Genomic DNA, 19,331 nt, shown 5'->3' with positions numbered 1-19,331 from the left:
CAAGTGCCCGTTCGCGCCGCCGGAGGGCCCGAAGTGTCCGTTCGCGCCCGTGCCGTGCCGCCGGGGGCCTTAGACGATCGCCGACACCCCGGTGACGGCGCGGCCCACGATCAGCGAGTTGATCTCGAAGGATCCTTCATAGGTGTAGATGGCCTCTGCGTCGGCGAAGATCTTGGCCATCCGGAAATCCGTGACGATCCCGTTTCCGCCCAGGATGGACCGCCCCATCGCCACGGTTTCGCGCATCCGGGCGCTGGTATACGACTTCGCCAGCGCCACCTGGGCCATGTCCGCCATGCCGTCCTGCTGCAGCTGGGCGATCCGGACCATCATGCCCATGCTGGCCACGGCGTTGCCCAGCATGGTCACCAGCTGCTGCTGGATGAGCTGGAATTTGGCCAGCGGGCGGCCGAACTGCTGGCGTTCGACGGCGTGCTGCCGGGCAACGTCGAACGCCGCCAGCTGCTGGCCAACCGCCTGCCACGCCACCATGATCCTGGACCCGCGAAGCAGTTCGTTGGTGTCCTCGAAGCTTCCGATGCCGGCGAAGCGGTCCGCCTCCGCCACACGCACATCCCGGAAAATGATGTCGGCATTCTGCACCGTGCGCAGGGCGATCTTGTTCTCGATCCGGCTTCGGCTGAGGCCTGGGAGTTTCGCGTCCACGATGAAGCCCCGGATGGCGCCGTCGTCCTCGTCCCGGGCCCACACGAGCATGTAGTCGCAGAACGTCCCGTTGCCGATCCAGCGTTTGGCGCCGTTGAGGATCCAGCAGTCGCCGCCGTCGTCGGCTCCCCCGGTTACGCGGCGCGCCCGGGTCTCCATCCCGCCGGCCACATCGGAGCCGTGCTCCGGTTCGGTCAGCGCAAAGGCGCCGGTAGTGCGGAGGCTGGCGGCGTCGTCGAGCAGGCGGCCCTTCTGTTCCTCGGAACCGAACCCGTACAGGGACTCAACGAAGAGGTCATGGTGCACCAGGAAGAACGTGGCGATGGACGTGTCCACCCTGGTGATTTCGGCAATCACCAGGCCCGCGAACAGGTGGCTGTAGCCGCGCTGGGCGGGGGCACTCAGCTCGAGGGCGGCGAGTTCGGGCAGGATGTGCGCGGGAAATTCGGCGTTGTTCCACCATTCCGTGGCGAACGGCGCGATCTCCGTCGCCAGGAATTCCCGCAGCTCCTCCAGCTTCCGCCGTTCCCGGTCGCTGAGCAGCGATTCGAACCCGAAGAAGTCGGCCGTGGGCAGTGAATCCACGGCGTTCGCGGCCGGAGCCGGCTGCGCCGGAACCGCGCCCTGACCCGGCGCCGCCGTCATTTCGGTCCCATCCGGATGGCGCCGTCGAGGCGGATGGTTTCGCCGTTGAGCATGGCGTTGTCGACGATGTGCGCGGCCAGGTTGGCGTACTCGGCCGGCCGGCCCAGCCGGGACGGATGCGGCACCTGCTTCCCCAGCGAGTCCTGCGCCTCCTGCGGCAGTCCGGCCATCATGGGCGTCTCGAAGATCCCGGGCGCGATGGTGACCACGCGGATCAGGGACCGGGCCAGTTCACGGGCGATCGGCAGGGTCATTGCGGCCACGGCACCCTTGGACGCGGCGTAGGCGGGCTGGCCGATCTGCCCGTCGAACGCGGCCACGGACGCGGTGTTGATGATGACGCCGCGCTCCGGGCCGCCAAGGTCGGTCACGGCGGGCTCGGTGGCGGCCATGGCGGCGGCCGCGAGCCGGATCACGTTGAAGGTGCCCACGAGGTTGATCTGGATGACGCGGTTGAAGGTGTCCAGCGGCAGCACACCCTCGCGGCCCAGGACCTTACCCGGGGTGGCGATGCCGGCGCAGTTCACCACGATGCGCAGCGGTCCCAGGGCAACGGCGGCATCGACGGCGGCCTTCACCTGCTCCTCGCTGGTCACGTCGGCCGGGACAAACGCGGCAGTCTGGCCGGACGCGCCGGAAGCGGCCCCGGCGGACGCACCGCCGGCACCGCCGGACACGCCGGACACGCCGGACCCGCCATTCAGCTCCGCCGCATACGCCTCCCCCTGCGACGACGGCAGATCCACCAGCACCACCGAGGCCCCGGCGTCGAACAGGCGGCGCGCGGTTGCGGCGCCCAGCCCGGAGGCTCCTCCCGTAATGAGCGCGACAGTACCTTTGATGTCCATGCATCCTCCTTGATGTGGAACCGAACCCGGCGTAACGCAGTTAATGCATGTTAACTGGACTGGGCGCAAACCGCACGCCCGCGGCCACCTGTGAGGCGCATCCGGCCGCCGCCCCGCTAGGCTGGCACCATGACCTCCCCAGACGTCACCGCGCCCGCGGACTGGTCCGCCCGCGCCGACGAAGCAGCCCGCTCCGTGACCAGGATGTTCGGGCAGCGGCTGTTTTTCCTGCCCGGAACGCATATCGCGGCGATCGAACGTCCGTCCAGCCGGCTGAAGAACCTGAGGCGGCCCTGGCACTACTGGTGGCAGGCGCACTACGTGGACTGCCTGGTGGACGCCGGCCGCCGCGAGCTGGTGCGGGGCGCAAGGTTCGACGGCGGGAGCCGCCCCAGCGCCGGACGGCTGGCGTCGCAGCTGGTCACCGGTATCCGGCTGCGCAACTTCCTCACGTTCGTCAACAACTACTACGACGACATGGCCTGGCTCGCGCTGTCCACCCTCCGGCTCGAGAAACTCGCCGAAGCCACGCGAAAGCCGGGCGCCCGACGCCACGCCCGGATCCGGCAAAGCCTCACGCTGCAGTTCGATTCCGCCTCCACGGACGACCTGGGCGGCGGAACCTTCTGGAGCAAGAAGCGGGACTTCAAGAACACGCCCGCCACGGCTCCGGTGGCTCTCTACTATGCCCGCACCGGCAACACGGCCAAGGCCCAGGCCCTGGTGGACTGGCTCCAGGCCAAGCTGTTCGACCCCGGCCTGGGCATGTATCAGGACGGGCTGCGGATCGGCGCCGGCGGCGAGGTGGTGCTGGAAGCCGCCATCTACACCTACAACCAGGGCCCGGTCCTGGGGGCACTGCTGGAGCTCGGCGGCCCGGCGAACCTTGACCGGGCTGCCGCCCTGGTGGACTCAGTGTCCCGCAACCTGACCCGTCCGGCCACCCTTGAGTCCGGCAGGACAGCCGCTGTGCTCCGCTGCGACGGAACGGGCGACGGCGGCCTGTTCACCGGGATCCTGGCGCGGTACCTCGCGCTGGCGGCAATGGACGGACGACTTTCGGACCGGACGCGCGCCACTGCTGCCACCCTGGTTACGGAGACGGCACAGGCGCTCTGGGATGGCCGCCGCGCCGTGGATCCGCAGGAACCGCTGGCGCGGCACGGCGGGCTCCTGGTGTTCCCGGTGTTCCCCGAGACACCGGCGGGCCGGTCATATCCGGCGGGTGCCGCCGTCGAACTTTCCACCCAGCTCCAGGCGTGGATGGTGCTGGAGGCTGCTGCGTCGGTGCAGGCCGCAGGACAGGCCCCGAAGCCCGCGGCCCGGAACTGAGCCCCGGATGCCTCACCTTCGGGCCTACGGGAATTAAGTCACGTAAAAGTTACGTAATTGATGTGATCCTGATCACTTAAGCCCATTTCGGCTTGGTTCGTTAGGTTTGGCTAACCTACAGTTTTTGCAGTGAGCATGCCCTAACTTCCCCCTCATGCGGACCACGGTCCACCAAGACTTTTTTGCAGAAAGAAGCCCCAATGAAGATCCGCACCAACGCGCTGGCAGGAATCGCACTCGCCGCCACCGCAGCCCTCGGCCTCGCCGCCTGCGGCTCCGGAAACTCCACCCCCGCGGCAAGCACCGCCGGGGCAGACGGCAAGGTGTCCGGCGAAATCACCGTCTACAACGCCCAGCATGAAAGCCTCACCAAGGAATGGGTTGACGCTTTCACCGCGGAAACCGGCGTCAAGGTCACGCTTCGCCAGGGTTCGGACACCGAGATGTCCAACCAGATCATCCAGGAAGGCGCAGCCTCCCCCGCAGACGTGTTCCTCACGGAAAACTCCCCCGCGATGGCGCAGGTTGAGAATGCCGGGCTGTTCGCTGACGTGGACAAGTCGACCATTGACCAGGTGCCTTCCGAGTTCCGTCCCTCCACCGGCAAGTGGACCGGCATTGCCGCGCGCTCCACGGTCCTGGTGTACGACAAGGCCAAGCTGAGCGAAGACCAGCTGCCCAAGTCCATGCTGGACCTCGCCAAGCCGGAGTGGAAGGGCAAGTGGGCCGCTTCACCGTCCGGCGCCGACTTCCAGGCCATCGTTTCCGCACTGCTTGAGCTCAAGGGCGAAGCCGCTGCCGAGGAATGGCTCAAGGGCATGAAGGAGAACTTCAAGGCCTACAAGGGCAACAGCACGGCCATGAAGGCCGTCAACGCCGGCGAAGTGGATGCCGCCCTGATCTACCACTACTACTACTACGGCGACCAGGCGAAGACCGGCGAAAACTCCAAGAACGTCACGCCGTACTACTTCAAGAACCAGGACCCGGGCGCCTTCGTTTCCGTCTCCGGCGGCGGCGTGCTGAACTCCTCAAAGAACGCGGCGGCTGCCCAGGCCTTCCTGAAGTTCATCACCGGCAAGAAGGGCCAGGAAGTCCTCCAGAAGGGCACCTCCTTCGAGTACGCCATTGCCTCCGATGTTCCGGCCAACGAGAAGCTGGTTCCGTTGAAGGAACTGCAGGCGCCCACCGTTGACCCGGCCAAGCTCAATTCCGAAAAGGTCACCGAGCTGATGACCAAGGCAGGACTCCTGTAACCCGTGAGGAAAAAGCAACTCAGTGTCAACTGACCTAGCGGCGCCGGAAACTTCCGGAAGCACGACGACGGCGGGTAGGGGCAAGCGCCCCCGCCCGCCTTTCGGCGTTTCCGCAGTATCCGTCATTGCCGTCCTCATCGCCCTGTTTTCCCTGGTCCCCCTCGGGTACGTCGTCGTCATGACGGCCGCGACCGGGTGGGACACCGCCGTCGGGCTGATCTTCCGCGAGCGCGTCGGGGAGCTACTCCTCAACACGGTGCTCCTGATGGCCGTGACCGTGCCGCTCTGCGTGGTTCTGGGCGTGGGCGGGGCCTGGCTGGTGGAGCGCACCACCCTCCGCGGGCACAAATGGTGGGCCGTCCTGCTGGCCGCGCCGCTGGCCATCCCGGCCTTCGTCAACAGCTACGCCTGGGTTTCGGCCGTGCCGTCCCTGGGCGGGCTCTGGTCCGGCGTCCTGATCGCCACGCTGTCCTACTTTCCGCTGGTGTACATCCCCGCCGCCGCCACCCTCAGCCGGCTGGACCCCGCAATCGAGCAGTCCGCGGCGTCGCTGGGCCTGGGCGCCTGGCGCACATTCTTCCGGGTGGTCCTCCCGCAGCTCCGCATCGCCATGACCGGCGGAGCGCTCCTGGTCTCGCTGCACCTGCTCGCCGAATACGGCGCGTTCGCGATGATCCGCTTCGACACGTTCACTACCGCGATCATGGTGCAGTACCAATCAACGTTCAACGGCACCGCCGGCAACATGCTGGCCAGCGTGTTGGTGTTCTTCTGCCTGATCCTGCTCCTGGTGGAGGTGCGAAGCCGCGGCACCGCGCGCTACGCCCGGGTGGGCTCCGGCGCGCAGGCCAGGGCGCTGCGGCTGCCGCTGCACGTCTACCAGGCTCCGGCCCAGCTCTTCCTGGCCGCCCTCACGGCCCTGGCCTTCGGCCTTCCGCTGACGTTCGTCCTGCGCTGGATCGTCGCGGGTGGCGCCGATATCTGGGTGGCCGACGAGTTCCTTCCGGCCCTGATGCAGACCATGGGCTACGGCCTGGCCGGTGCGCTGGCCACCACCGTGGTGGCGTTCCCCATGGCCTACCTCGCCGTCCGGCACCCCGGCTGGTTCAGCAAGGCACTGGAACTGTCCAACTACGTCACCAGTTCGATGCCGGGCATCGTGGTGGGACTGGCCTTCGTGACCGTGAGCATCAGGGTTGCCCCGGGCTTCTACCAGACCACGGTGCTGCTCATCGCGGCCTATGTGCTGTTGTTCCTCCCCCGTGCGCTGGTCAATATCCGGGCAGGGCTGGCCCAGGCACCCAAGGAACTCGACGAAGCCGCACAGGCACTGGGCAAGCCGCCGCTGGTGTCCTTCATCCGGGTCACGCTGCGGCTCACGGCACCCGCTGCCGCCGGCGGGGCCGCCCTCGTGTTCCTGGCCATCGTCAACGAACTCACGGCCACCCTGCTGCTCTCCCCCAATGGCACGCGGACCCTTGCCACCGAGTTCTGGAGCAAGAGCAGCGAGATCGACTATGCCGGCGCGGCACCGTATGCGCTGCTGATGATCCTCATTTCCGCCCCCATGACCTATCTCCTCTTCCAGCAGTCCAAGAAAGTGGCCGGCCAGTGACAGATTCCTACACTTCGCCTCATGCCCCCTCCAGGCTTCCGGAACCCCGGATCGCCCCGTCCGTGGCGCCCAGCACCAACAGCCACCTGGAGATCGAGGCCGTCACCAAGAACTTCGGTTCACAGGCGGTCCTCAAGGGCGTCAACCTGTCCGTGGCCAAGGGCGGCACCACCGCGATCGTGGGCCCCTCCGGCTCGGGCAAGACCACCCTGCTGCGCCTCATCGCGGGCTTCGAGCATCCCGATACCGGCAGCATTTCCCTCAACGGCGCCAAGGTGGCCGGCGAAGGCAGCTGGGTGCCGGCGCACAAACGCCACGTCGGGTACGTCGCCCAGGACGGCGCCCTGTTCCCGCACCTCACCGTGGGCCAGAACGTCTCCTTTGGCCTCAGCGCCAGCCGCCTCTCCGGCGGACGGCGTGAGGTCGCGGCCCGGGTCGGTGAGCTCCTGGAAATGGTGTCGCTCGATCCGTCCATGGCCAAGCGCCGGCCGCACCAGCTGTCCGGCGGGCAGCAGCAGCGTGTGGCCCTGGCCCGGGCCCTGGCCCGCGAGCCGGAGCTGATGCTGCTGGACGAGCCCTTCTCCGCCCTGGACGCCGGCCTCCGCGTAGCCACCCGGCGCGCTGTGGCCAAGGTCCTCAACGAAGCCGGCGTGACCACCATCCTGGTCACGCACGATCAGGCCGAGGCGCTCTCCTTCGCGGACCAAGTGGCCGTGATGCGCGGCGGCAGGCTGGCCCAGATCGGCAACCCCTTTGTGGTCTACACCCGGCCGGCGGACCGCGCCACGGCGGAGTTCCTGGGCGACGCCGTCATCCTGGACGCCTGGATGGAGGGTTCTCTCGCCACGTGTTCGCTGGGCGGCATTCCGGTGCGCAGGCCCCCGGCCCAGGGCCGTGTGCAGCTCATGCTGCGGCCCGAACAGATCCGCATCGCCGAAGACGGCCCCATCCGCGGCGTAGTGGTTGACACGGACTACTTCGGACCGGAAACCACAGTCCGCCTGAAACTGGCCGTGCCGCCGGAACTGGCAGCCGGCGCCATCCCGGACCACCGTTTCCCGGGCGGCGGCGAAGTGATCACCATCCGGCACTGGAACGCGTCCATTGCGCGGCCGGGCATGGAACTCTGCCTGCGCGTGGTGGGCGAGGCCGTGGCCTTCCCTGTGGACGAGGACGCCTCCGCCTGACACCCGGCCCCGGACGCCATGACTGTCGGGGCACGCGGGCGCACGCTACCCGGCGGGTCGCTTCTTCTGCGGATACGGCGTCTCGCCGCGTGCCAGCATCTCCACGAATCCGTTGATTTTGCGCTCCCGGGTTGCGGCCTGCTTAACGGAGTTGGTGCGGTAAATCAGGGCGTAGCGGTTCACCGACGTCAGCACGTCGAACATCGCCTGTGCGCGTGGTTCGGCGGCGATGGCCGCCGCCAGGTCCGCCGGCACTTCCGCGGATGCCTGCCCGGAATACGCCGCCTCCCAGCGCCCGTCCGCTTTGGCGGCCTCGACGGCGGCCCGGCCGGCCTCGGTCATCCTGCCTGCCGCTTCAAGCTTTTCGATGCGGTCCACGTTCCGCGCCGACCACACGCTCTTCGGACCACGGCGGGTCATCCGCTGGAAGGAGCTGTCGTCGTCGCGCCTCTTGCCCTGCCCGTCGATCCAGCCGAAGCACAGCGCCTCCTGCAATGCCGCTTCGTAGTCCAGCTCAGTGGTGTTGCCGCCCTTCTTATGCAGCACCAGCCAGACGCCCGGGCTGGTGGCGTGGTGCTGTTCCAGCCAGGCGCGCCATTCGGCGGCGTCCTTCACCAGCAGTTCCTCGAGTTCGATGGCCATGGCACCATTCTGCCCCCCGCCTTTCCAGACACAAGGCGTGGCATCATGGCAGTGCCACCGTCGTTTGCACCGCCAACCGAGCTCAGGAGATCCAATGCTGCGTGTCCGACCCATCCATTTCACCTCCCGCCCGGACCAGTGGGAGCAGCTCCTGACGGCGCTGGGAATGGTGAAAACCGTCGACGACGGCCCCTGGAAAGAGTACGACGCCGGTTCGGGCCGCGTGGCGCTGCACGCTGCCGGGGCCGGTTCCGCCGAAGACGGCACGACGTCGTTCGGCGTCGAAGTGGGCGACCTCGCCGAATTCGCCCGGCGGACCAACCTGGCCTCCGTGGAGGACGGGACCACAGCGGCCGAGCTGGTGGATGCCGACCACGGCGCCGCCTGCCGGATCACGGGCGAGGACGCCTTCAGCTTCTTCGCGGACAAAGCCGCCCACGGCGCCCAGTGCGCGGACGCCGATCCGGGGCTCGCCGTCGTCGGAGTCTGGTTCACTCCGGACGCCGCCGCCGCTGCACAGACACTGCGAAACATGGGCGCGCGGCTCCGGCCCGTGCCGGATGACGACGAAACCGCGGATTTCACCGCGAAGAACGGCGGCGTGCTGATGGTCCGCCCCGGCAGCGGCGCTCCGCGGTCCGGACTGGGCTTCGAGTACACGGGCGAGCTGTCCGCCATGCGGGACCGGCTGGAGGCCGCGGGCGTCAAAGTGACCATGACGGAAGAAGCATTCGGGCGGACCCTGCATGTGGCAAATCCGGATGCGGCGGGAGGGGACGCCCCGGCGCTCTGGGTCTCTTCCCGGCACTGACAGGCGGTCCGGCGCGGGGTTCGGGCAGGGATGGGGTAGAACTTAAGCATGAACGTGCGCACTCCTGACCCGAATCCCGGCTGGCTGTCCGATGAGGACCTCTTCGAAGCCAGGGGCCGGCTTCCCATGGTTTACGTGGAAGCCGTACCCGTCCGCCTTGATCCGCTGGGGTTCGTGAACGAAGTGGGCACGCTGCTGCAGGCCGACGAGGACGGCACCATGATCCGCTCCCTCGTGTCCGGCCGAGTCCTCTACCGCGAGACCATCCGCGCCGCCCTGCTCCGTCACATGGAGAAGGACCTCGGCCCGCTGGCCTTCCCGCAGCTGCCTATCAGCCCGGTGCCGTTCACCGTGGCCGAGTACTTCCCGGCACCGTCCCACACGGGCTTCACCGACGACCGCCAGCATGCCGTTTCGCTGGCCTACATCATTCCGGTCACGGGTGAGTGCGAGCCCCGCCAGGACGCTCTCGAGCTCACCTGGATGACCCCCGAAGAGGTCCTGAGCCCGGATGTGCAGCTGGAATTCAGCGGCGGCCGCGGGGTCCTGGTCCGGCAGGCACTCGCGTTCGCGGGCGTCGGCAGCTAAGCCCCGCGGCTTCGGCGGGGACGCTCGAAGGAACCCGGGCGTCCCCGATTTCGGGCAGGCTCCTTTGTAGACTGTAGGGCGGACCGCAAGAGAACTTAAGGACCCCCGATGACCCACCGCCCAGCCGCCCAGCACTACAGCGAGCTCCAGGCTGGCTCTCTGCAGACCGGCCACCTGCTGCTCCTACCCGACGGCGAACGGTCCGCCGAAATCCAGAGCGTCCTCATCGAGGACGACGATTTCGGCACCCCGGCCGTCGTCCTCGCGACGCTCACCGGCGGCGGGATCCTTCGCATCGCGGCCGGCTCCACGGTCCTGGTGGCGGGTCCCGGGACGGGCGGGGAGTCGGTCTCTGCCGGGACCACCGCAGTCAACGCCGGCGGCGAAGAGACGACAGTTTCCGGAGAGTCCGACGCCGCCAGCCCGCTTCAGCTGGCTGAGCCCCGCGCCGCCCGGGCAGACTCCGCCGGGGAGGACTCCGCCCCGGCGGCTCCCGCCGTCGTTGTACCTCCCCTTCCTGCCACAACACCGACAGCGGCCGCCGCGGCCGGTCCCAGCGAGGAAGAACTGGCGCTGATCCCGGAGCCCTCGGGAACGCCCGAGTCTGTGGTGGAGGCGGCCGCCTCCGCCCACCCGGACGCGTCGGGCGTGATGCTGCTGAGTGACCGCCTGGCCAAGGGCATCAACACCAAGTCCGGTAGCTGCCTCAAGGACCTCAACGACCTCGCCCACGAACTGTTCGTCGTCCTCAAGGATGCCGAGGGCGCCTTGGCCGTAGCGGACCTGCTCAATGTGCTGCCCTTCGACGGCAACCCCGGCCGCTGGACGTCCGTCGAGGCGGCGCTGGCCCTGTCCAGCTACATCTGCCGGCAGACCGGGCAGGAGGACCGCGCCGAGGTGTACGAAAAGCTCCTCCGTGCCCCCGACGCGATGGAAACGGACCCGTTCAAGGCCCGGATGAATGCCAAGGTCCGGCAGCGCTCGCTGAACGAACCCAACCTGTACGACAAGGAAATCTTCCGGGCGATCGACAATTCGAACCCTGACGCCGAACGCGAATGGCGGCTGCTCCGGCTTGAGGCCCTGATGTTCCTGCGGGCTCACGGCGGCTCGGAAACGATCGGGCTGAAGGAACTGGAACGCCGGATCGGCAACGAACTGGAGTCCGTGCGGGGCTAAGGCCCGTAAGCCCCCGTCCTCGAGTCCGTACCCGTTAGGCCCTACCCGGGCGGCGCCGGGAGTTGTAGATTCGCCCCATGACGAACAATCTGAGCGTTGTGATCAACTCCGATGCGCAGCAGGTTTGGACAATGCTGCGCGAACCGGCCAAGGTTGCCCAGTGGCACGGCTGGGAGGCCGACGATCTTGCGGCCGAAATCAACGAGATCTACTTCAAGGACACCGTAGTCGAAGGTTCGGACCACACCAGCCTGACCGTGGACGGCGGGGACGAGTTCACCCTCAAACCCGTCCCCGCCGGCACCGAGGTCAGCGTGACACGGGCCGCCCTGGACCACAATTCCGAGTGGGCAGCCTGGGACGAGGACATCACCCAAAGCTGGCTGACGTTCCTCCAGCAGCTCCGCTTCGCCCTGGAGCACCACCCGCACGGCAAACGCCGCACGGCCTTTTTCTCCGTTCCGGGCGGGGACGGTTCGGCCATCGACAAGCTGGGCCTGGGGGACCTGCCCAAGCCGGGAGAGCCGTATTCGCTGACCCTTGGGACCGGAGACGAGATCTCCGGCAAGGTCTGGTACCGGACCAACCACCAGGTGGGGCTCACCGTGCACAGCTACGCCGAGCACGGCGACGGCCTGCTGATCGTGGCCGACCAGCCGCCCATTGCCGACATAAGGCCCGACGGCGGGTCCATGGTGATCGTGTCCACCTACGACCTCGGCGCCCACCGGCTGGAGGAAATCCGCAACAGCTTGGACAGCTGGCGGGCTGAGAACTATCCCACATCGGACCCGGTGCACTGACCCCCGGCTAAGTTTCCCGGTGCCAAGCTGGCACACTTGAACCGTGCCAGCCAATACTGATCCTTCACTCCCGCCTCTCGAGCCGGCAGCCGCAGCCCTGCAGTCCGAGTTTTCCTTCACCGTGGGCAAGCGGCTGAGCGAGACATGCTCGCCGACGCCGGAGCAGGAGGCCGCCAACGGCGGGGAGTTCCTGGGCCGCACCGGCACCATCACCACCCCGCACGGCGAGATCCGGACCCCGGCGTTCATCGCCGTGGGCACCAAGGCCACGGTGAAGTCGGTGCTGCCCGAGTCCGTCGCCGAACTCGGCGCCCAGGCCGTGCTGGCCAACGCCTACCACCTGTACCTCCAGCCGGGGGCGGACATCCTGGACGAAGCCGGCGGCCTGGGTGCCTTCATGAACTGGCGCGGGCCCACGTTCACGGACTCCGGCGGTTTCCAGGTGATGAGCCTCGGCTCCGGCTTCAAGAAAGTCATCGACATGAAGTCGGTGGACACTTCCGGGCCGGACGACGCCGTCGCCCCCGGCAAGGAACGGCTGGCCCACGTGGATGAGGAGGGCGTGTGGTTCAAGAGCCACCTCAACGGCGACCGGCACCGCTTTAGCCCCGAGATCTCGATGAACGTCCAGCACCGGATAGGCGCGGACATCATGTTCGCCTTTGACGAGCTGACCACGCTGCAGAACTCGCGGGGCTACCAGGAGGAGTCACTGGAGCGGACGCGCCGCTGGGCTGAACGCTGCATCACCGAGCACTTCCGGCTGACCGACGAACGGGTGGGGAAGCCCTACCAGGCCTTGTTCGGAGTGATCCAGGGCGCCCAGTACGAGGACCTGCGCCGCAAGGCCTGCCGGGACCTCGGCGCCATGAACTTTGACGGCTTCGGCATCGGCGGGGCACTGGAGAAGGAGAACCTCGGAACCATCGTTCGCTGGTGCAACGAGGAACTGCCGGAGAACAAGCCGCGGCACCTGCTGGGCATCTCCGAGCCGGACGACATCTTCACCGCGATCGAGAACGGGGCGGATACCTTCGACTGCGTCTCCCCCACCAGGGTTGCCCGCAATTCGGCGTTCTACCACCCGGACGGGCGGTTCAACCTCTCCGGCGCCAAGTATAAGCGCGACTTCGGCCCGCTGCAGGAAGGCTGCGACTGCTACGCCTGCCTGAACTATTCGCGGGCTTACATCCACCACCTGTTCAAGGCCAAGGAGATGGTCTCGGCCACTCTGATCTCGATCCACAACGAGCGCTTCGTGGTGAAGATGGTGGACGACGCCCGGCTGGCCATCGAGGCAGGCAATTTCTTCGACTTCAAGGCCGAGACCCTGGGCCGCTACTACGCCTAGGCCGGGCGTATGTGGCGGGCGTATGGGGCGGGCCGCAGGGGCGGGCGCAGGGGCGCGGCGCCCCAAAGGCGCCTCCCGCCGTCGTCGTCCGATATCCTGACCGGATGCTCATCAAGATCCCAGCCGCAGAAGGAACTGCCGAGGCCCTCGTCGCCCGCCCCACCACCGGCGTCGGCCCCTTCCCGGGTGTCATCCTGTACATGGACGCCTTCGGCCTGCGTCCCCGCATCCAGGAGATGGCGCAGCGCATCGCGGACTGGGGCTACGTGGTCCTGGCGCCGAACGTCTTCTACCGCGAGGGGACGGCCGCGGAACTCGATCCGGGCACGGACATGACCACCTCCGAGGGCCGGGCGGCTGCCGGCAAGGCAGCGTTCCCGCGGGTCGGCCGCCTCACTACGGACAAGGCGCAGCCGGATATCGATGCGTGGGTTGCTGCCCTGCGGACGCTCGACGGCGTCGCACCCGGCCCGGTCGGTACGTTCGGATACTGCATGGGCGCCCGGCTCGCGGTGCGCACGGCTACCGCCCACCCTGGAGTGGTCGCAGCCTGCGGGGGCTTCCACGGCGGCGGCCTGGCCACCGACGCCCCGGACAGCCCCCATCTGGGACTCGGCAAGGCTTCGGCCCGGTTCGTGTTCGGCCACGCCGACCATGACCAGAGCATGGATCCCGACGCCGTCGCGCGCCTGGGCGAGGCGCTCGACGCCGCGGGCCTCGAGGCGTTGAACGAGATCTACCCCGGGGCATCCCACGGGTATTCGATGGCCGACACCTCTGCATTCCACGCCGAAGCCACGGAACGGCACTTCCGCGAACTCCGGACCCTCCTGGACTCAACGCTCAAGGGCTGACCCACCGGCACTACCAGCCCCACCGGCGGCCGGGGTGGGGGCGGCTACGCCCCGTAGCTGGGTTCGCGCTTCTTGATCCAGCCGATGGCAGATGCAGTCACGGGCACAAAGAGGAACTCCACGAGGGTCTTGTAGAGGAAGCCCACCAGCACGTAGTTCACGAAGGTGCCCACGTCCGTGATGCCGATGACGGACGCCGCGATGCTGCAGAAAATGAGCGTGTCCACGAATTCACCGGCCACTGAGGAGCCCATGATCCGCGCCCACAGGGATTTCTCGCCCGTGCGCGCCTTCATCTTCACCAGGATCCAGGAGTTGATGGTCTGGCCGGCCACGAACGCCAGCAGCGAAGCCAGCACAATCTGCGGAACCGGACCCAGGGCGCCCTCGAGCGCGGCCTGCTTGGAAGCACCGAATTCGTCGTCAAAGCCGGGCAGCGCGATGATCACCCAGTAGCAGACGGAGGCGAACACGGACAGGGCAAACGTGGTGATGATTGCCTTGCGCGCCACGGCGAACCCGTAGACCTCGCTGATGACGTCACCCAGGATGTATGCCAGCGGGAAGAGGAAGAAGCCGCCGTCCGTGATGATCGGACCGATCGCCACGCCCTTTGAGGCGCCGATGTTGGACAGGATCAGCACCACCGCCATAAAGGCCAGCATGATGCCGAAATAGGGGGAACCGATCGAGGCGAATTTCGGCGCCGCGGGGGCGGGGAAAGTCTTGGCGGAAGTCATGGTGATCCATTCGGAGTGGTTCGCGCGGCTGCCCGTGAAGGTCGCGGAGGAGATCGCTGCAGCAGCCGGCGGTATTAGCACTGGGAGGGGTCCCCGCGGCGTGCTGCCGCCGGAACCGGGTTCCATTCTCGCACTTTTACTGCGGCGACTACTGCGGCGACGGCGGGCCGCCGGGGTCCCGTCATATTGGTCATACGCACAATGCGCCCTCTTTGGGCCCGGTGGCAGTATGGGTGGATGACTTCTGCTGCTGTTGACACGTACCCCGCCGTCGCCCTGACCATTGCCGGTTCCGAGGCGACGGGCGGTGCCGGTGCGCAGGCGGACCTGAAGACGTTCCAGGAACTGGGTGTCTTTGGCATCGCCAACCTGACCTGCATCGTTTCCTTCAACCCGAACGACAACTGGAACCACCGTTTTGTGCCGGTGGACCAGCAGGTCATCGCGGACCAGTTGGAGGCGACGACGGCGGCATACGGTGCGGCGTCCGGCGCGCCGTCCGTGCTGGACACCGTGAAGATCGGCATGCTGGGCAGCCCGGCCACCATTTCGACCGTGGCGTCCGCACTGGCTGCCGGCGGGTTCGCCAACGTGGTGCTGGACCCGGTGCTGATCTGCAAGGGCCAGGAGCCGGGCCACGCCCTGGACACCGACGAGGCGCTCAAGGCGCAGATCCTGCCGCTGGCCACTTTTGTCACGCCGAACCACTTCGAGGCCGAATCGCTCTCCGGACTGGAAATCACCGACGTCGAGTCCCTCAAGGCCGCTGCCATCCGCATCCATGAGCTGAGCGGAGCCGCTGTGCTGGCCAAGGGCGGCGTGCGCCTGGCCGGGCCTGACGCCGTCGACGTTTACTACGACGGCGACACCCTGGAAATCCTCTCCGCCCCCAAGGTGGGCGAAGTGGCAGTTTCGGGTGCCGGCTGTTCCCTCGCCGCCGCAGTGACGGCTGAGCTGGCCAAGGGTGCGACCCCGCTCGAGGCTGCCCGCACGGCGAAAGCCTTTGTGACCGCCGGGATCCGCAACCGCGTGGCTTCGGGCGCCCCGTTCGACGCCCTCTGGCAGGGTGGCCCGCGCTAACCCCTTTTCCGAAGGACGCCAACCCGGCGGTCCGCGCTCACCGCCCCGGACGCTCTCTCACTTGTCGCAGGAAAATCCCCGACGCTCGCTCACCCAAGAGAGAGCGTCCGGGATTTTCGTGCAGGATCTGAGAGAGCGTCCGGTCAGGAACGGGGGTCGGCCACTACTCCCATGAAGAGCGGCAGCCCGGTTTCCATGTGCACGATCTGGTAGTGGAACGGCCGGTCGAACGTGATGATGCGCTCGGGCTGCGGCGGAGCGCTGGTGGCCTCGCCGTTGATCTGGGTGACAGCGGCGGCGACCGTGCCCTTTTCCGCGACCGTGATGTTGGTAGCCTGCGCGGCCTGGGTGATCATCATCTTGGGCTGGATGTTGTTGAAGTCCTCCGTGGTGTTGAGGGTCTTCCGGAGCCCGAGTGATTCGAAGACCTTGCGCAGGTCGAAACTGCACTTGTGGTCCCAGCGGGGCAGCTGGATCTGCACGGTCTCGAGCGGTGCTCCGTCCAAAGCGTCCGCGATTTCCGTGAGCCGTTCCGCACCAAGGGCCGTTGAGCCTGCACCTGCGCCTGCATCGGCGCCGGGAAGGACCAGCCGCATGACGAAACCGTCGGCGTAGGGCAGGTCCACGCCCTTCCAGCCAGCCCCCTCCGCGTATTTCATCTCCAGTTCGTTATGCATCGCGGGAGCTTCGATTTCCTCGCCTGCGGCGGTGGTGAAGGGCAGGTCCGAGGTGTTATTCGGGTCAAACGGCGCGCTCCAGGCGGACGCGAAGTACAGGGAGTTGAGCAGGCTGAACGTGTTGTCCGGATCGTACTGTGCGGGGGCTTCCTTGATCCGGCCGCCCGTGTTCCTGTTCACCCAGGCATCGATGGCCGGCTTCGTTGCACCTTCGTTGCTGAAGTCCACGGGATAGACACCGGTTCCGTAGTGCCGGGCCAGGGTGTCCAGGAAGGCCTCGCCCGTCGGCACGTCCTTGTCCACAAACAGTCCGTTGGCGGCATGCATCACGGGCTTCCGCGGCGGGTTGTCCTCATCCACCGAGCCGGGGTCGCCGTCGAACTTCTCGAGGGAGGTGAGCAGCGCGTTCATGGCCTCGTCGCGGTTCTCCGCAGGGAGTTTCAGGACGCTGTCCATCTCGGCCGCCGTCTCGCCAGAGGCCCCGGCGCGGAGCATCGCGAGGGCAATCAGCAGGCTTCCCGGCGAGGACACCACATTCCCGTTGGAGCCGTCGCCGCCGTCGGCCAGCAGTGCCTCGCCCAGCCCGAAAGCGGAGGCCCGGAAGGAGCGCAGTTCAGCGGCATACGCCGCGTCGTCCACCGAAACCCGTTCCACGCCGTCGGCCTTCAGGAGCTCCGGGGACGACGCCGAGCAGGCGGTGAGCGCTGCAAGGGCGCCGGCCGTCGCGATTCTGGCCACGCGGAACGATTTCATTTTTCCCCCTGGGACCTGCTCTTGGAACCTGCTCTTGGAACCTGCCGCGCCGGGTCTGGGCGCGACTCTGCCTGTCTCCTCAGTCAACCAGCCTGGCCGCCGCAGAACGATGCCCGCAGGATCACGGTTTGCCGTCGTTTTGGTCTCGTCCTTTGACGCTCTCTCACTTTTGGCAACGATTTCAGCAACGCTGAAACTCCCCCTGGGCAGGCCGTCCATACGAGGTCATCGAAAAGCGGCGGCACTGCTTGCCGCCGAACGGCGCGGCTAGCGCCGCGGGATGTTGCGCAGGTTGCTCCGGGCCATGCTGACGGCTTCGCCGGCGCCGCGGTTCAGGACCACTTTCGACATCGCAGTCGCGAAGCCCAGGACCTGCGAGCCGGTGATTTTCGGCGGAATCGACAGCGCCTTCGGATCCGTGATGAGCTCCACCAGCGACGGCCCGGGGTGGGCGAAGGCCTCCCGGTAGGCGTCCTCGATCCGGGCAGGATCGGTCACGCGGACGGCGTGGAAGCCGAGCGCCCGGGCGACGGCGGCGTAATCGGCGTCGGGCACGTCAACGCCGAAATCGGGAAGCCCGTCCACCAGCATCTCCAGCTTGACCATGCCCAGTGTGGAGTTGTTGAAGACCACCACGTTCACCGGGAGCCGGTGCGCCGCAACGGTGACGAGCTCGCCCAGCAGCATGGACAGGCCGCCGTCACCGGACACCGAAATGACCTGTCGGCCGGGATAGGCCAGCTGCGCGCCGATCGCATGCGGCAGGGCGTTGGCCATGGAGCCGTGCAGGTACGATCCGATCAGCCTGCGCGTTCCCAGCGGGTTGATGTAGCGCGCAGTCCAGACGTTGCACATGCCGGTGTCCGCGGTGAAAATGGCGTTCTCCGCCGCGACTTGGTCCAGGACCGAGGCCGCGTACTCCGGGTGGATGGGCTGCTTCTTTTCCACCTTGCGGGTGTAGGCGCCCACGGCCTTGTTCATCAGCCTGTCGTGCTTCTTGAGCATCTGGTTGAGGAAGCGGCGGTTTTTCTTCCGGGCGAGCAGGGGCATGAGCGCCGAGAGCGTGGGCAGCACGTCGCCATGGACGGCGATGTCGACGTCGGTTCGCCTCCCCAGCTTGTGCGCGGCGCGGTCCACCTGCGCGGTCCGGGTGCCGGGAAGGAACTGGTCGTACGGAAAGTCGGTGCCGAGCAGGATCAGCAGGTCAGCGTCCTCGATGCCCTCGGCGGCGGCGCCGTAACCGAGCAGGCCCGTCATGCCGATGTCGTATGGGTTGTCGTACTGCATGAGGTCCTTGCCCCGCAGCGAGTGGCCGATCGGGGCGCCGATGAGTTCCGCGAGGGCCACCACTTCATCGTGGGCGCCCTGCGTTCCCGCGCCGGCAAAGATGGCAACTCTATCGGCCGCGTTGATGGCATCGGCGAGCTCCCGGACGCTGGCGGCGTCGGGAGTCAGCGTGGCGCGGCGGAAGGCTGCAGGCAGCGGCGTCTCGCCGGTGGCTTCCAGCCCCGCGATGTCGCCGGGAAGCGTGACGACGGCGACTCCCCCGAGCCCGACGGCGTGCTGGATGGCGCTGTGCATCACCCGGGGCGCCTGCTCTGCCGTGCTGACGAGTTCCGAGTACACCGAGCATTCGTTGAAGAGCCGGTCCGGGTGGGTTTCCTGGAAGTAGCCGCTGCCGATCTGCTTGCTCGGAATGTGCGAGGCGATGGCCAGCACCGGCGCGCCCGAGCGGTTGGCGTCGTACAGGCCGTTGATCAGGTGCAGGTTGCCGGGGCCGCACGAGCCGGCGCAGACGGCCAGCCGGCCGGTCAGCTGGGCTTCGGCCGCGGCGGCGAAGGCAGCCGCCTCCTCGTGCCGGACGTGGATCCAGTCGATGCCGCCCTGCTGGGAGCCGCCCGTCTTGCGGACGGCGTCGACAATCGGGTTGAGGCTGTCGCCCACGATCCCGTAGATTCGCTGCACGCCGGCAGCCTGGAGTTGTTCAATGAGCTGGCTGGCGAGTTCCTTGGCCATGAGTGCACACTCCCGCGATCAGGTTTGATGAGCTGACAGGGCCAATATAGTCCGCCCGCCTTGGGGCGCCTCCCAGGTTCCGGGCCGCCGGCTTCTCAGACGACGGGATCTCAGGGCTGACCGCGGCCGCCGACGGCGGCCCGCCGCCCCGGGGACCCTCGCCCAGCTGAACGCTCTCTCACTTAAGGCAAAAAACCCCGAGACGCTCTCTCACTTTCCAGAAGAAAGTGAGAGAGCATCCGGGTTTTTCCTGCAGGATCTGAAAGAGCGTCCTGGGGGTGGTGAGGG

General features: G+C 67.5%; 17 protein-coding genes. 11 read left to right on the top strand and 6 right to left on the bottom strand.

Annotation, left to right across the window (positions count from 1 at the left end):
• Positions 1-69: 69 nt before the first annotated feature.
• Together AC1MDG_RS03235 and AC1MDG_RS03230 are read right to left on the bottom strand one after the other, a co-directional pair.
• On the bottom strand, positions 70-1,311 hold the full coding sequence (locus AC1MDG_RS03235) for an acyl-CoA dehydrogenase family protein (protein ID WP_479807515.1): 1,242 nt from the start codon (positions 1,309-1,311) through the stop codon (positions 70-72).
• A complete protein-coding gene (locus tag AC1MDG_RS03230; protein WP_479807513.1) occupies positions 1,308-2,159 on the bottom strand; it encodes an SDR family NAD(P)-dependent oxidoreductase in 852 nt (283 codons plus the stop codon). The genes AC1MDG_RS03235 and AC1MDG_RS03230 overlap by 4 nt, the downstream gene beginning before the upstream one ends.
• A gap of 129 nt (positions 2,160-2,288) precedes the next feature.
• On the opposite strand from AC1MDG_RS03230, the gene AC1MDG_RS03225 reads away from it, so the two are divergent.
• The 4 genes from AC1MDG_RS03225 (at position 2,289) to AC1MDG_RS03210 (ending at position 7,549) form a co-directional block, all read left to right on the top strand.
• Complete coding sequence (locus tag AC1MDG_RS03225; protein ID WP_479807511.1) at positions 2,289-3,491, top strand: glycoside hydrolase family 76 protein; 1,203 nt, start codon at positions 2,289-2,291, stop codon at positions 3,489-3,491.
• 200 nt (positions 3,492-3,691) lie between these two features.
• Positions 3,692-4,747: an iron ABC transporter substrate-binding protein gene (locus AC1MDG_RS03220; RefSeq protein ID WP_479807509.1), complete on the top strand. Its 1,056-nt coding sequence runs from the start codon at positions 3,692-3,694 to the stop codon at positions 4,745-4,747.
• 22 nt (positions 4,748-4,769) lie between these two features.
• Positions 4,770-6,362, top strand: a complete 1,593-nt coding sequence (locus tag AC1MDG_RS03215) for an ABC transporter permease (protein ID WP_479807507.1) — start codon at positions 4,770-4,772, stop codon at positions 6,360-6,362.
• Complete coding sequence (locus AC1MDG_RS03210; RefSeq protein ID WP_479807505.1) at positions 6,359-7,549, top strand: ABC transporter ATP-binding protein; 1,191 nt, start codon at positions 6,359-6,361, stop codon at positions 7,547-7,549. Before AC1MDG_RS03215 ends, AC1MDG_RS03210 begins: the two co-directional genes overlap by 4 nt.
• 45 nt (positions 7,550-7,594) lie before the next feature.
• Here AC1MDG_RS03210 and AC1MDG_RS03205 read toward each other — a convergent pair whose 3' ends face one another.
• Positions 7,595-8,191, bottom strand: a complete 597-nt coding sequence (locus AC1MDG_RS03205) for a YdeI/OmpD-associated family protein (protein WP_479807503.1) — start codon at positions 8,189-8,191, stop codon at positions 7,595-7,597.
• Positions 8,192-8,285: 94 nt separating this feature from the next.
• Between AC1MDG_RS03205 and AC1MDG_RS03200 the strand changes: the two genes are divergently transcribed.
• From AC1MDG_RS03200 to AC1MDG_RS03175, 6 genes are all read left to right on the top strand, one after another.
• Positions 8,286-9,002, top strand: a complete 717-nt coding sequence (locus AC1MDG_RS03200; protein WP_479807502.1) for a VOC family protein — start codon at positions 8,286-8,288, stop codon at positions 9,000-9,002.
• Between the two features lie 48 nt (positions 9,003-9,050).
• Complete coding sequence (locus AC1MDG_RS03195; RefSeq protein ID WP_011690469.1) at positions 9,051-9,590, top strand: NUDIX hydrolase family protein; 540 nt, start codon at positions 9,051-9,053, stop codon at positions 9,588-9,590.
• A gap of 108 nt (positions 9,591-9,698) precedes the next feature.
• Positions 9,699-10,769, top strand: a complete 1,071-nt coding sequence (locus AC1MDG_RS03190; protein WP_479807500.1) for a DUF6707 family protein — start codon at positions 9,699-9,701, stop codon at positions 10,767-10,769.
• Between the two features lie 77 nt (positions 10,770-10,846).
• The gene (locus AC1MDG_RS03185) at positions 10,847-11,572 is read left to right on the top strand and encodes an SRPBCC family protein (RefSeq protein WP_479807498.1); all 726 of its coding nucleotides are present in this window, start codon (positions 10,847-10,849) and stop codon (positions 11,570-11,572) included.
• 43 nt (positions 11,573-11,615) lie between these two features.
• Positions 11,616-12,923 carry a tRNA guanosine(34) transglycosylase Tgt gene (gene tgt / locus AC1MDG_RS03180; RefSeq protein WP_479807496.1) on the top strand — a complete coding sequence of 436 codons (1,308 nt, stop codon included), beginning with the start codon at positions 11,616-11,618 and terminating at the stop codon, positions 12,921-12,923.
• Positions 12,924-13,027: 104 nt separating this feature from the next.
• Positions 13,028-13,777: a dienelactone hydrolase family protein gene (locus AC1MDG_RS03175; RefSeq protein ID WP_479807494.1), complete on the top strand. Its 750-nt coding sequence runs from the start codon at positions 13,028-13,030 to the stop codon at positions 13,775-13,777.
• 44 nt (positions 13,778-13,821) lie between these two features.
• On the opposite strand, the gene AC1MDG_RS03170 is transcribed toward AC1MDG_RS03175, so the two are convergent.
• Complete coding sequence (locus tag AC1MDG_RS03170) at positions 13,822-14,517, bottom strand: queuosine precursor transporter (RefSeq protein WP_479807492.1); 696 nt, start codon at positions 14,515-14,517, stop codon at positions 13,822-13,824.
• A 237-nt stretch (positions 14,518-14,754) separates the two neighbouring features.
• On the opposite strand from AC1MDG_RS03170, the gene AC1MDG_RS03165 reads away from it, so the two are divergent.
• Positions 14,755-15,597, top strand: coding sequence for a hydroxymethylpyrimidine/phosphomethylpyrimidine kinase (locus AC1MDG_RS03165; protein ID WP_479807490.1), 843 nt, complete (start codon positions 14,755-14,757; stop codon positions 15,595-15,597).
• Positions 15,598-15,740: 143 nt separating this feature from the next.
• Here AC1MDG_RS03165 and AC1MDG_RS03160 read toward each other — a convergent pair whose 3' ends face one another.
• Together AC1MDG_RS03160 and AC1MDG_RS03155 are read right to left on the bottom strand one after the other, a co-directional pair.
• Positions 15,741-17,027 carry a serpin family protein gene (locus AC1MDG_RS03160; RefSeq protein ID WP_479807488.1) on the bottom strand — a complete coding sequence of 429 codons (1,287 nt, stop codon included), beginning with the start codon at positions 17,025-17,027 and terminating at the stop codon, positions 15,741-15,743.
• Positions 17,028-17,294: 267 nt separating this feature from the next.
• Complete coding sequence (locus AC1MDG_RS03155; protein WP_479807486.1) at positions 17,295-19,043, bottom strand: pyruvate dehydrogenase; 1,749 nt, start codon at positions 19,041-19,043, stop codon at positions 17,295-17,297.
• Positions 19,044-19,331 lie beyond the last annotated feature (288 nt).

It is taken from the genome of Arthrobacter sp. AIWTK1 (genome assembly GCF_056680535.1).
This window is presented reverse-complemented; position numbering and strand designations above follow the sequence as displayed.